General features: G+C 56.7%; 12 protein-coding genes. 1 reads left to right on the top strand and 11 read right to left on the bottom strand.

Annotated elements, in window-relative coordinates:
* Positions 1-59: 59 nt before the first annotated feature.
* From lpxD to rpsB, 11 genes are all read right to left on the bottom strand, one after another.
* The gene (gene lpxD / locus AC1RPZ_RS09720) at positions 60-1,115 is read right to left on the bottom strand and encodes a UDP-3-O-(3-hydroxymyristoyl)glucosamine N-acyltransferase (protein WP_493136827.1); all 1,056 of its coding nucleotides are present in this window, start codon (positions 1,113-1,115) and stop codon (positions 60-62) included.
* Between the two features lie 3 nt (positions 1,116-1,118).
* Positions 1,119-1,622 carry an OmpH/Skp family outer membrane protein gene (locus AC1RPZ_RS09715; RefSeq protein WP_019692093.1) on the bottom strand — a complete coding sequence of 168 codons (504 nt, stop codon included), beginning with the start codon at positions 1,620-1,622 and terminating at the stop codon, positions 1,119-1,121.
* A gap of 45 nt (positions 1,623-1,667) precedes the next feature.
* Positions 1,668-4,058, bottom strand: coding sequence for an outer membrane protein assembly factor BamA (bamA, locus tag AC1RPZ_RS09710; protein ID WP_493136826.1), 2,391 nt, complete (start codon positions 4,056-4,058; stop codon positions 1,668-1,670).
* Positions 4,059-4,132: 74 nt separating this feature from the next.
* Positions 4,133-5,485 (bottom strand): sigma E protease regulator RseP, encoded by a 1,353-nt coding sequence (gene rseP / locus AC1RPZ_RS09705; RefSeq protein WP_493136825.1) that lies wholly within the window; start codon positions 5,483-5,485, stop codon positions 4,133-4,135.
* A gap of 54 nt (positions 5,486-5,539) precedes the next feature.
* A complete protein-coding gene (gene ispC, locus AC1RPZ_RS09700; protein ID WP_493136824.1) occupies positions 5,540-6,730 on the bottom strand; it encodes a 1-deoxy-D-xylulose-5-phosphate reductoisomerase in 1,191 nt (396 codons plus the stop codon).
* A complete protein-coding gene (locus tag AC1RPZ_RS09695) occupies positions 6,727-7,533 on the bottom strand; it encodes a phosphatidate cytidylyltransferase (RefSeq protein WP_493136823.1) in 807 nt (268 codons plus the stop codon). The genes ispC and AC1RPZ_RS09695 overlap by 4 nt, the downstream gene beginning before the upstream one ends.
* Positions 7,533-8,288, bottom strand: coding sequence for a polyprenyl diphosphate synthase (gene uppS, locus AC1RPZ_RS09690; RefSeq protein ID WP_493136822.1), 756 nt, complete (start codon positions 8,286-8,288; stop codon positions 7,533-7,535). The genes AC1RPZ_RS09695 and uppS overlap by 1 nt, the downstream gene beginning before the upstream one ends.
* 13 nt (positions 8,289-8,301) lie before the next feature.
* Complete coding sequence (gene frr / locus AC1RPZ_RS09685; protein WP_305385744.1) at positions 8,302-8,859, bottom strand: ribosome recycling factor; 558 nt, start codon at positions 8,857-8,859, stop codon at positions 8,302-8,304.
* Positions 8,856-9,599: a UMP kinase gene (gene pyrH, locus AC1RPZ_RS09680; protein ID WP_489376591.1), complete on the bottom strand. Its 744-nt coding sequence runs from the start codon at positions 9,597-9,599 to the stop codon at positions 8,856-8,858. Before pyrH ends, frr begins: the two co-directional genes overlap by 4 nt.
* 210 nt (positions 9,600-9,809) lie before the next feature.
* On the bottom strand, positions 9,810-10,673 hold the full coding sequence (gene tsf / locus AC1RPZ_RS09675) for a translation elongation factor Ts (RefSeq protein ID WP_493136821.1): 864 nt from the start codon (positions 10,671-10,673) through the stop codon (positions 9,810-9,812).
* Positions 10,674-10,878: 205 nt separating this feature from the next.
* The gene (rpsB, locus tag AC1RPZ_RS09670) at positions 10,879-11,616 is read right to left on the bottom strand and encodes a 30S ribosomal protein S2 (protein WP_003219330.1); all 738 of its coding nucleotides are present in this window, start codon (positions 11,614-11,616) and stop codon (positions 10,879-10,881) included.
* Positions 11,617-11,988: 372 nt separating this feature from the next.
* Between rpsB and map the strand changes: the two genes are divergently transcribed.
* Positions 11,989-12,771: a type I methionyl aminopeptidase gene (map, locus tag AC1RPZ_RS09665; RefSeq protein ID WP_493136820.1), complete on the top strand. Its 783-nt coding sequence runs from the start codon at positions 11,989-11,991 to the stop codon at positions 12,769-12,771.
* The last annotated feature ends 3 nt before the right edge of the window (positions 12,772-12,774 follow it).

Genomic DNA, 12,774 nt, shown 5'->3' with positions numbered 1-12,774 from the left:
TCCTCTAGCAAATCAAGGAGGCAGTCTAACGGCTGTGCACACTTGATATGGAAATGGTATCAGCCATCTGATGAAGCATTGCTGTCAGGGGTCACGCCCCCAACACGCTTTTCCAGCTGTCGCAGACGTCGCGCGATGTCATCGAGCTGACGGATACGTGCCGCGCTTTTGCGCCACTCGGCAGCCGGTTGCATGGCTGTCCCGGACGAATAGGAACCCGACTCGGTAATCGAGTGAGTCACCATGGTCATTCCGGTCAGGAATACGTTGTCGCAAATATCAATGTGCCCGACCAGCCCTACACCGCCCGCCAGCATGCAGTGCTTGCCGATTTTGGTGCTGCCGGAAATCCCCACGCACGCAGCCATTGCGGTGTGATCACCGACTTGCACGTTGTGGGCGATCTGAATCTGGTTATCGAGCTTCACGCCATTGCCGATGATGGTGTCGGCCAACGCACCGCGGTCGATGGCGGTATTCACGCCAATCTCCACATCGTCACCGATCAATACCCCACCCACCTGGGCGATTTTCTGCCAGATGCCTTTTTCGTTGGCAAAACCGAAGCCTTCACCACCGAGCACCGCGCCGGACTGAATGACCACGCGCTTGCCAATACGTACGTCGTGGTACAGCGTCACACGCGGGGCCAACCAGCCGCCCTCACCGATCTCGCTGCGCGCACCGATGAAGCAGTGCGCCCCGACCGTCACGCCTGCGGCGATTCGCGCAGCGCTTTCGATCACGGCAAACGCACCGATACTCGCTGCCGGATCAACCACTGCATCCGTCGCCACAACCGCCGTCGGATGAATACCGGCAGCAGCCTTGGGTTTTGGATCAAACAAATGGGAAACCCGCGCATACGCCAAGTACGGATCAGGCACAACCAGCGCATCACCGGCAAAACCTTCTGCGTCAGCGGCCTTCAGCAGCACGGCTGCGGCCTGGCTGTCGGCCAGATATTTACGGTATTGGGGATTTGCCAGAAAGCTCAACTGAGCTGGGCCAGCCTCCTGCAAGGTGGCTAGCCCAGTGATATCTTTCTCCGGGTCGCCACGCAGGGCGGCGCCGAGGAACTCGGCCAATTGGCCGAGCTTTATAGTCGCTGTCATGGATTACTTCAGCTGATTCATGCGCTCGATAACCTGGCGAGTGATGTCGTACTGAGGCTTGACATCAATCACTGCGCCACGCTCGAAGACCAGGTCAAAAGCACCTTTCTTGATGACTTCTTCCACAGCGCTGTCCAGTTTCGGCTTGAGCTGCTTCAGCATTTCACGGTCAGCAACGGCTTTGGCTTCGTTCAACTCTTTGGACTGGAACTGGAAGTCACGAGCCTTTTGCTTGAATTCGAGCTCAAGACGCTCACGCTCACCCTGGGCCATTTTGTCGCCACCGCTCACCAGACGATCCTGGATGCCTTTGGCACTGCTTTCCAGGGTTTTGAGCTTGGTCAGCTGCGGGCCGAACTTCTTCTCGGCATCCACGGCGTATTTCTTAGCCGCGTCAGACTCCAGCAGAGCCATTTGATAGTTCAGTACCGCGATTTTCATTTCGGCAAATGCCGGGGTTGCTACCAGGACAGTTGCCAGGAGAACCAATTGAGTCAACTTACGCACGATGCACTCCTACAAAATCCATTGTCGTTATCCTGGATCAGACTATTAGAAAGTCTGACCGAGGGAAAATTGGAACACCTGGGTCTCTGCATTGCTGTCCGGTTTCTTGACCGGCATTGCCAAGGCAAAGCTCAACGGACCAAGGGCGGTAACCCATGTCACACCAACACCCACCGAACTGGCCATATTACTCAGGCTGACGTCGTTGCACTGTGTCTGGGAAAGAGTGCCATTGGTATTCTTGACCTGCTCGCACTTGGAATCGAACACGTTACCGACGTCCCAGAACACAGAAGTACGCAGGGATCGCTGGTCCTTGACGAAAGGCAATGGGAAGAGGACTTCTACGCCACCTTGAATCAGGACGTTACCACCAAATGGCAGCGCACTAGTATCCGAGTCAGCGAGAGTGCCCTGGTTCCCGGTCACCCCAACGCCGCGACTCGGAGTACTACGCGGGCCAAGCGTACTGTCCTTGAAGCCACGAACCGAGTTGAAACCACCTGCATAATAGTTCTCGTAGAACGGCAGCCCGTTGGTAGAACCATAACCATCGCCGTAACCCAGCTCGGTGTGCAGACGCATGGTGTAGTTTTCGCTCAATGGCTGGAACAGCTGACCACGGTAATCGAGCTTGAAGAAAGACAAGTCGCTACCTGGAGTAGTCGCTTCCAGTGTCAAACTCTGAGAATGGCCACGCGTTGCCAGCACACCTTTGTTCAGTGTCGACTCGGACCAACCGGCCGAAGCCTTGAAGTTCAGGTACTGGTCGCCTTGCGTGTTAACGAAGTTGAAAATCTCGTCAACGGTGTACTGACCGGTCTTGATCTTGTCTTGCTGCGCAGTCAGACCGAAGGTCAGACGCGAAGTCTCGCTGATCGGATAACCGACGCTGACGCCTGCACCCAGGCTGTCTACCGCATAGCTGGATACGCTGACGTCGAGGTTTTTGTAGTCAGTGGTGCGATAGAAAACGTTGTAACCCAGGCTCACACCATCGGCAGTCCAGTACGGGTCGACATAACCGAAGTTGTAACGGCTCTGGTATTGGCTACGGGTCAAGCCGATGCTGACCTTGTTACCAGTACCCAGGAAGTTGTTCTGGGTAATCGAACCACCCAGGATCAAACCAGCGCTCTGAGCAAAACCAACGCTGGCGGTAATCGATCCGGAAGCTTGTTCTTCAACGGCGTAGTTCACATCAACCTGGTCATCGACACCCGGTACAGCCGGAGTCTCGACGTTGACTTCCTTGAAGAAGCCCAGACGTTCCAGACGGGTCTTGGACTGGTCGATCAGGTAGGTCGAAGCCCAGCCACCTTCCATCTGACGCATTTCACGACGCAGCACTTCGTCTTCCGACTTGGTGTTGCCGCGGAAGTTGATACGGTTTACGTAAGCGCGCTTGCCCGGATCGACCACAAAGGTGATATCGACCGTGTGATCGTCGTCATGCGGAGTAGGTACACCGTTGACGTTGGCGAAGGTGTAACCCTCGTTACCCAGACGACGGGTAATCAATTCAGAGGTGGTGGTCATCAGCTTGCGCGAGAACACCTGACCTTTTTGCACCAGCAGCAGCGCCTTGACCTGGTCTTCAGGGACTTTCAGGTCACCGCTGAGCTTTACGTCACGAACGTTGTACTTCTGACCTTCGTTGACGTTAACGGTGATATAGACGTGTTTTTTGTCCGGTGTAATCGAAACCTGGGTCGAAGCGATATCCATGTTGATATAGCCACGGTCCAGATAATAGGAACGCAGACGCTCCAGGTCACCGGAGAGCTTTTCACGAGCGTACTTGTCATCGTTCTTGAAGAACGACAGCCAGTTGGTGGTCTTGAGTTCGAACAGGTCGATCAGGTCTTCATCGGGGAAAACCGTGTTACCCACCACGTTGATGTGCTGGATCGCGGCGACAGTGCCTTCATTGATATTGACCTTCAAGCCAACGCGGTTACGCGGCTGAGGAACAACCTCGGTATCGACGGTCGCCGAGTAGCGGCCTTGAGCGACGTACTGACGCTGCAGCTCGTTACGTACGCCTTCAAGCGTCGCACGCTGGAAGATCTCGCCTTCGGCCAGACCGGATTGCTTGAGGCCTTTCATCAGGTCTTCAGTGGAGATCGCCTTGTTACCTTCGATCTCGATGCTGGCGACTGACGGGCGTTCGACTACCGTGATGACCAGGACGTTGCCATCGCGGCCCAGCTGGATATCTTGAAAGAAACCGGTTTTGAACAGCGCACGAGTGGATTCCACCAGGCGACGATCATCCGCCTGTTCACCGACGTTCAACGGCAAGGCACCAAAGACGCTCCCCGCGGATACCCGCTGGAGGCCATTGATGCGAATATCGGAGATAGTGAAGGACTCGGCGTGAACTTCGGCGATCATCAATACGGTGAGAACCGCAGTTAGCAGCAGACGTTTCATGAAGTCCTTTCTTATTCCAACTGGCAATAAACAAACTGCCGCAAAATGCGGCAGATTCGCAATTCAGCGAAGCGTTACAGACGACCCAGATCGTTGACCAGAGCAAGCAACATCACCCCGACCACCAAACTGATACCGATCTGTATCCCCCAACCTTGCACCCGATCCGACAAGGGACGACCACGCGCCCACTCGATCAGATAAAACAACAAATGCCCCCCATCCAGTACAGGAATGGGCAACAAATTCAGAACTCCCAGGCTAATACTCAGATAAGCCAGGAAATTCAGGAAATCAGCGACACCCGACTGGGCAGAAGCGCCCGCCACTTTAGCAATGGTTATCGGTCCACTCAAGTTTTTTACCGAGAGCTCGCCGAACAACATTTTCTTTAGTGAATCAAGGGTCAACACACTCATGGTCCAGGTGCGTCGAGCCCCCTCGCCAATTGCAGCCACAGGACCGAAGCTGACCTCACGAATCATCGCTGGTGGCCAATCGACAGCCTTCACCCCGGCCCCCAGATAACCACTTGCTACTTTCTCTTTGCCACGGGTTGCCAAGGTGACGGGGACGTCGATTTGAGCACCGTCGCGCCCGATGTGCAGCACAATTTTGGTATCAGGACGTACACGGACCCAATCAACCACTTGCTGCCAATCGTTCAGCGCCTGGCCATCAAGCGCCAGCAGACGATCGCCGGTCTTCAGGCCAGCAGCCTGCGCCGGCCCTTTGGGGTCGAGTTCAGCCAACACCGGCGGCAATACCGGACGCCAAGGACGAATACCCAGCGAGCGAATCGGATCCGGCTCATCGGCGCCCTTGAGCCAATGATCCAGGATCAGCTCACGAGGCGAATCCGCGGTAGAGCCCTGTTCGCGCACCAGCAACTGCAAGGAACCGCTTTCACCAAGACGCCGGACCAGTTGCAGATTCACTGCCGCCCAGCCCGAAGTCGGCTCACCGTCGATGGCGACGATTTCCTGCCCAGGACTCAAACCGGCCCTGGCGGCAAGGCTACCGATTTCAACGCCACCAATAACAGGGCGTACCTGCTCGGTGCCCAGCATCGCCAGCACCCAGAAGAACACCATCGCCAACAGAAAGTTGGCAATAGGCCCGGCAGCAACGATTGCAATGCGCTGACGAACGGATTTGCGGTTAAAGGCCTGATCAAGCTGATCGGCCGGCACTTCACCTTCACGCTCATCGAGCATCTTCACGTAACCACCCAAAGGGATGGCGGCGATCACGAACTCGGTACCGCGCCGATCATGCCAGCGCAGCAACGGCAAGCCGAAGCCCACGGAGAAACGCAGAACCTTGACGCCACAGCGACGCGCGACCCAGAAATGGCCAAATTCATGGAAGGTGACCAGCACGCCCAAAGCCACCAGGGTGCCGACAATCATATAGAGCGCGCTCATCTACTTTCTCCGCAATCCTATTCAGTGCTGCAGCGGGCAAACCCGCCGCAACACCTATCGCCCGTGACGACTCAACCAACGCTCGGCCAGGACACGCGCTTTCGCGTCCGCAGTGAAAACCGCATCGAGATCATCGACCGAAACCACAGGTTCGAGGTTTAACACCTCTTCGATGATACTCGCGATCTCCAGGTAACGGACACGTCCATTGAGAAAGGCCGCAACAGCCACCTCATTCGCAGCGTTCAACATGGCCGGAGCACTGTTCCCGGCCTCGGCCGCCTGACGCGCCAGACGCAAGCATGGAAAACGCGCTTCGTCGGGCGCCTGGAAGTCCAGACGCGCGATCGCAAACAGATCAAGCGGCGCAACCCCGGAGTCAATGCGCTCAGGCCATGCCAGCGCATTGGCGATCGGTGTCCGCATATCCGGATTGCCCAGCTGCGCCAATACCGAGCCATCAACGTAGTCGACCAGCGAATGAATCACGCTTTGCGGATGAATCACCACTTCGACCTGCGACGGCTTGGCATCAAACAGCCAACAGGCCTCGATCAGCTCCAACCCCTTGTTCATCATGCTGGCCGAATCGACCGAAATCTTGCGCCCCATCGACCAGTTGGGATGGGCGCACGCCTGCTCTGGCGTAACATGTGCCAACTCAACCATGGACGTCTGCCGGAACGGACCGCCAGAGGCTGTCAGTAAAATCCGTCGAACGCCTACAGCGCCGAGCCCGCGGGAAAAATCTGCGGGCATGCACTGAAAGATTGCGTTGTGCTCGCTGTCGATGGGCAGCAGCACTGACCCGCTCTTGTGCACCGCCTGCATGAACAGAGCGCCGGACATCACCAGCGCTTCTTTGTTGGCCAGCAAAATCTTCTTGCCTGCCTCGACTGCCGCCAGTGTCGGACGCAAACCCGCCGCACCGACAATCGCCGCCATCACCGCATCGACTTCAGCGTCGGAGGCGACCTGACACAAGCCCTCCTCCCCCACCAACACGCGCGTCGAAAGGCCAGCTGCCCGCAGATCGTCTTGCAGACGCCGGGCAGCCACGGGCTCTGGCACCACCGCAAAACGCGGCACATGGCGAACGCACAAGGCCAGCAACTCACTCAGACGAGAGAAGCCACTCAGGGCAAAGACTTGATAGCGCTCAGGATGACGAGCGATGACATCAAGGGTGCTCAGACCAATAGAGCCGGTCGCCCCCAGGACAGTGATCTGTTGTGGGCGGCTCACGATGCAGCCATCCACAGCAATACCGCAAACACCGGAATCGCCGCAGTGAGACTGTCGATACGATCCAGAATGCCGCCATGGCCCGGCAGCAGATTACTGCTGTCCTTGATGCCCGACTGACGCTTGAACATACTTTCGGTCAAATCGCCGACCACCGAGATAAACACGATAATCGCCGCGCCGATCAGCCCTTTCAGCATCTCGCCGGTCGTCCAGTCACGCACCAGACCAACGATGGCGGTGATCACCAGACTCAGCAGCAAACCACCGTACACGCCTTCCCAGCTCTTGCCGGGACTGACCTGCGGAGCAAGCTTGCGCTTGCCGAATGCCCGACCGGAAAAGTAGGCGCCAATGTCTGCTCCCCAGACCAACACCATCACTGCCATGATCAGCCAGTTACCCAGCGGCTCTTGCTTGATCAGGATCAAGCCTTGCCAGGCCGGTAACAGAATCAGCAGGCCGATCATCAACTTGCAGGCCGCACTGGCCCAATGCTCACTGGTCCTGGGATAGGTCAGCACCAGGTAAGTCGCCGCCGCCCACCAGAGCACGGCCGCCCCCAGTACCCAAGGCGAAAGCCCTGGCAGCACGTGCATGACAAACAACATCGCCGCGACCACGGCCGCATAAGCGACGCGAATCGGTTGCGCAGTGAAACCCGCCAAACGCGCCCACTCCCAGGCACCGAGGGTCACGACCGATCCGATAAACAGCGCAAAACCGGAACCCTCGAGCAGAAAAAATCCGCACAGGGCGATCGGTAGCAGGATCAGCGCAGTGATGACTCGTTGTTTAAGCATTAAACCCGGGCTCCAGCCTCGACCTGCTCACTCGTTTTACCGAAGCGACGCTGGCGAGAAGCGAAATCGGCCAATGCATTACGCATGGCTTCGTGTTTGAAGTCCGGCCAGAACAGGTCGGAGAAATACAGCTCGGAGTACGCCAATTGCCACAACAGGAAGTTGCTGATGCGATGTTCGCCGCCGGTACGAATGCACAAGTCCGGCAATGGCAGATCACCGGTAGCCAGACAGGTCTGCAGCAACTCTGGAGTGATGTCATCCGGACGCAAATGCCCGGCCTGAACCTCTCGTGCCAGACGTTGCGCCGCCTGGGCGATATCCCATTGACCACCATAGTTGGCCGCGATCTGCAGAACAAAACGATTGGTGCCGACGGTCATTGCCTCCGCCTCACGCATGGCTGCCTGAAGCTCAGGATGAAAGCGCGAACGGTCGCCGATAATACGCAACGTGATGTTGTTGTCGTTGAGGCGCTTGGCCTCGCGACGCAACGCCTTGAAAAACAAATCCATCAAGGCGCTGACTTCATCGGCCGGACGCTGCCAGTTTTCACTGGAGAAGGCGAACAGGGTCAGTACCTCAACCCCGGCCTCCGCGCACACCTCAATGACCGCGCGCACAGCATCGACGCCAGCCTTGTGCCCGGCAACACCGGGCAAGAAACGTTTTTTTGCCCAGCGATTATTGCCGTCCATGATGATCGCGACATGGCGCGGCACCGAGGACAGCACTGGCTGTTTGGTCTTTTCCATGAAAGCGAGACCCTTATACGGCCATCAGGTCTTTTTCTTTTTGCGCCAAGTCCGCGTCGATTTTAGCCACGTACTTTTTGGTCAAATCGTCAATCTCGCCAGTGGCGCGACGCTCTTCGTCCTCGCTGATTTCCTTTTCCTTGACCAAATCCTTGAGCTGGCTGTTTGCATCGCGACGGATGTTGCGTACCGCAACACGAGCGTCCTCAGCGACGTCACGAGCCTGCTTGGTGAAACCCTTGCGGGTCTCTTCCGTCAGGGCAGGCATGGAAATCAGCAGCAACTCGCCGAGGTTGGTCGGGTTCAGGTTCAGACCGGCGCTACCGATGGCCTTGTCGACGGCACCCAGCATGTTGCGCTCAAAGGCAACAACTTGCAGGGTACGGGCGTCTTTAACGGTGATATTGGCTACCTGCTTGATCGGGGTGTCAGCACCGTAGTACGGCACCATCACGCCTTCCAGAATGCTTGGGTGCGCCTGGCCGGTACGGATACGACCGAAGTTGTGCGCCAGCGATTCCACGGATTTCTGCATGCGCTCTTGAGCGTCTTTCTTGATTTCGTTGATCATTGTTGGCCTTCCTCGATCAGGGTTCCTTCAGCGCCGCCATGCACAATGTTCAGCAGGGCGCCGGGCTTGTTCATGTTAAATACGCGCAGCGGCATTTTGTGGTCGCGGCATAGGCAAATAGCCGTCAGATCCATCACGCCCAGCTTGCGATCCAGCACTTCATCGTAGGTCAGATGATCGAACTTCTCGGCATGCGGGTCTTTGAATGGGTCAGCGGTGTACACACCATCAACCTTGGTCGCTTTCAACACGACGTCAGCATCGATCTCGATCGCTCGCAGGCAAGCTGCCGAGTCTGTGGTGAAGAACGGGTTGCCGGTACCGGCAGCGAAAATGACCACTTCCTTGGCGTTCAGGTGACGCATGGCTTTGCGGCGATCGTAATGATCGGTCACGCCCACCATGGAAATAGCCGACATCACGATGGCCGGGATATTCGCACGTTCCAGCGCGTCGCGCATGGCCAGGGCGTTCATCACAGTGGCCAGCATGCCCATGTGGTCGCCAGTCACCCGATCCATGCCGGCCGCACTCAGTGCCGCGCCGCGGAACAGGTTGCCACCACCGATCACCAGACCGACCTGAACACCGATACCGACCAGCTGGCCGACTTCCAGCGCCATGCGATCCAGAACCTTGGGGTCGATCCCGAACTCTTCGGAGCCCATCAGGGCCTCGCCGCTAAGCTTGAGTAGAATGCGTTTATAGCGAGCCTGATAACCACTGCCCTGCTGAGCCATTGCGAATCTCTCCTGCGGCGTATTTTAAAAAATTCTTTGCGGGCTGTTTGCAGCCTGCGTTCACTCTAACGTGACGCTATCACAGCGCCATCGGAACACGGCTTTGTAAGCCAGTTCCGACGGAAAACCAAATAAATTGGCTTCCCCATCTGAAAAGAGGCTGCGCGCATTAGCGGGCAGCCTCTTCAGGGCGACAGTTGAAAAACTGTCTTACGACTTGGCAGCAGCCAGCTGGGCAGCAACTTCTTCAGCGAAGTTGTCTACTGGCTTCTCGATGCCTTCGCCTACTTTGAAGTAGGTGAAGGAAACGATTTCAGCACCGGCTTTCTTGGCCAGCTCGCCGACCTTGATTTCAGGGTTCTTGACGAACGCCTGCTCAACCAGGCTGGCTTCGGCCAGGAACTTGCTGATACGGCCTTTGACCATGTTTTCAACGATGTTTTCCGGCTTGCCGGCGATCTTGTCAGCGTTCAGCGTCAGGAACACGCCTTTCTCGCGCTCGACCGCTTCAGCGGAAACTTCCGATGGCAGCAGGAATTCAGGGTTGGTGGCCGCTACGTGCATAGCGATGTCCTTGGCCAGCTCAACGCTGCCGCCTTTCAGGACAACTGCAACACCGATCTTGTTGCCGTGCAGGTAACCACCAACAACGTCACCTTCAACGCGTGACAGACGACGGATGTTGACGTTTTCGCCAACCTTGCCGACCAGTACCAGACGATCAGCTTCTTGAGCTTCGATCAGCGGAGCAACATCTACCAGCTTGTCGGCGAACGCTTTTTCAACGCTTGCAGCAACAAATGCCTTGAAGTCGTCCTGCAGGGCCAGGAAGTCGGTCTGCGAGTTCACTTCCAGCAGAACAGCGGATTTACCGTCTTCCTTCAGAGCGATAGCGCCTTCAGCAGCAACGTTGCCTGCTTTTTTGGCTGCCTTGATGGCGCCCGAAGCACGCATGTCATCAATGGCTTTTTCGATGTCGCCGCCAGCCTTGGTCAAGGCTTTCTTGCAGTCCATCATGCCTTCGCCAGTACGCTCGCGCAGTTCTTTGACCAACGCTGCAGTAATCTCTGCCATTTCAAAATTCCTCTTGGATAGGTTATCAACCATTCCACCCGATCGAACGGGCGTTCAATTCTTCCCGAACTACCCTTGTTAGCTGCTGCACATGACAGCTGCAGTAGCGGCGCCCCTAAAAACAGGTGCCAACAAGTGGTTTTCGAGGTGGCAAAAAGGGGGCCAAGCCCCCTTTTTGCTTACTGAGTCAACGCCAAGGCGTCAATTACTCAGCTGCTGCTACCGGAGCTTCTTCAACGAACTGCTCGGTGCCGCCAGCAACGTGGTTGCGACCGCGGATTACAGCGTCAGCCATCGAACCCATGTACAGCTGGATAGCGCGGATTGCGTCATCGTTGCCTGGGATGATGTAGTCAACGCCTTCCGGGCTGCTGTTGGTATCGACTACGCCGATAACCGGGATGCCCAGCTTGTTGGCTTCGGTGATCGCGATGCGCTCGTGATCAACGTCGATAACGAACAGTGCGTCAGGCAGACCGCCCATGTCCTTGATACCACCCAGGGAACGATCCAGCTTTTCCAGGTCGCGAGTGCGCATCAGCGCCTCTTTCTTGGTCAGCTTGGCGAAAGTACCGTCTTCGGCTTGCACTTCAAGGTCACGCAGACGCTTGATGGAAGCACGGATGGTTTTGAAGTTGGTCAGCATGCCGCCCAACCAGCGATGATCGACGTACGGCGAACCGCAACGTGCTGCTTCTTCAGCAACGATCTTGCCAGCGGAACGCTTGGTGCCGACGAACAGGATCTTGTTTTTGCCCTGGGCCAGACGCTCTACGAAAGTCAGAGCTTCGTTGAACATTGGCAGGGTTTTTTCAAGGTTGATGATGTGGATCTTGTTACGCGCACCGAAAATGTATTTACCCATTTTCGGGTTCCAGTAACGGGTCTGGTGACCGAAGTGCACACCGGCCTTCAGCATATCGCGCATGTTGACTTGGGACATGATAGTTCCTTAATAAGTCGGGTTTGGCCTCCACGTATCCCAATGACCAACCAGCAGCATCAGCTGAAGGCACCCAGGTCATCGTGTCGACACGTGTGTGGATTTAGGCTTTTCAGGGTATCCCCGGAAAGCGGCGCATTTTATATCACAAGGAGGGCGAAAACGAAACCCGGATTCTTAAAACCGGATAAGCACTTTTGCCCCCGCCCCTTGGAATCCTCCCAGAATGCGCCATTCTATAGAGAGAAGCGATGCACAGAGGCGCAGATTTGCCGTGATCGTCTGTTAGAATCGCGTTTTTCAGGGCTGCGAGCAGCATCACGCAGAGCCCATTCCGTATAGAAAGCGCCACTGAGCGTAGAGAGAGCCTGTATGACCGTCACCCTCAAAACCCCAGAGGACATCGCAAAAATGCGTATCGCCGGCAAACTTGCCGCCGATGTGCTGGAAATGATTGCCGACCACGTCAAACCCGGGGTCACGACCGAGGAGCTGGACCGCATCTGCCACGACTACATCGTCAACGAGCAGCAAGCCATCCCTGCCCCGCTCAACTACAAAGGCTTTCCGAAGTCGATCTGCACCTCGATCAACCACGTGGTCTGCCACGGCATCCCGAACGAGAAACCGCTTAAAGATGGCGACACGCTGAACATCGACGTCACCGTGATCAAAGATGGCTATCACGGCGACACCAGTCGCATGTTCCATGTCGGCAACGTGCCGGTCTGGGCCGAGCGTCTGTCGCAAGTCACCCAGGAATGCATGTACAAGGCCATCGAACTGGTCAAGCCTGGCTGCCGCCTCGGCGATATCGGCGAAGTCATCCAGAAGCACGCTGAAAAGAACGGCTTCTCGGTGGTTCGCGAGTTCTGCGGTCACGGCATCGGCAAGGTGTTCCACGAAGAACCGCAAATCCTGCATTACGGCCGCGCCGGCACCGGTATGGAACTCAAGGAAGGCATGACCTTCACCATCGAGCCGATGATCAACCAGGGTCGCGCCGACACCAAAGTGCTGGGCGACGGCTGGACCGCGATCACCAAGGACCGCAAATTGTCCGCCCAGTGGGAACACACGCTGCTGGTGACCGCCACCGGCTATGAGATCTTCACATTGCGCCGCGATGACACCATCCCTCGCGTTTCAGCCTGATCT

The organism is Pseudomonas sp. GW822-FHT02D10 (assembly GCF_058802345.1).
The sequence above is the reverse complement of the archived record's forward strand: the minus strand, read 5'-3'. Positions and strand labels throughout refer to the sequence as shown.

Coding starts and splice junctions, on each gene's coding strand:
- lpxD (WP_493136827.1), bottom strand. CDS start 1,115: ATGACAGCGACTATAAAGCTCGGCCAATTGGCCGAGTTCCTCGGCGCC.
- bamA (WP_493136826.1), bottom strand. CDS start 4,058: ATGAAACGTCTGCTGCTAACTGCGGTTCTCACCGTATTGATGATCGCC.
- rseP (WP_493136825.1), bottom strand. CDS start 5,485: ATGAGCGCGCTCTATATGATTGTCGGCACCCTGGTGGCTTTGGGCGTG.
- AC1RPZ_RS09695 (WP_493136823.1), bottom strand. CDS start 7,533: ATGCTTAAACAACGAGTCATCACTGCGCTGATCCTGCTACCGATCGCC.
- uppS (WP_493136822.1), bottom strand. CDS start 8,288: ATGGAAAAGACCAAACAGCCAGTGCTGTCCTCGGTGCCGCGCCATGTC.
- frr (WP_305385744.1), bottom strand. CDS start 8,859: ATGATCAACGAAATCAAGAAAGACGCTCAAGAGCGCATGCAGAAATCC.
- pyrH (WP_489376591.1), bottom strand. CDS start 9,599: ATGGCTCAGCAGGGCAGTGGTTATCAGGCTCGCTATAAACGCATTCTA.
- tsf (WP_493136821.1), bottom strand. CDS start 10,673: ATGGCAGAGATTACTGCAGCGTTGGTCAAAGAACTGCGCGAGCGTACT.
- rpsB (WP_003219330.1), bottom strand. CDS start 11,616: ATGTCCCAAGTCAACATGCGCGATATGCTGAAGGCCGGTGTGCACTTC.
- map (WP_493136820.1), top strand. CDS start 11,989: ATGACCGTCACCCTCAAAACCCCAGAGGACATCGCAAAAATGCGTATC.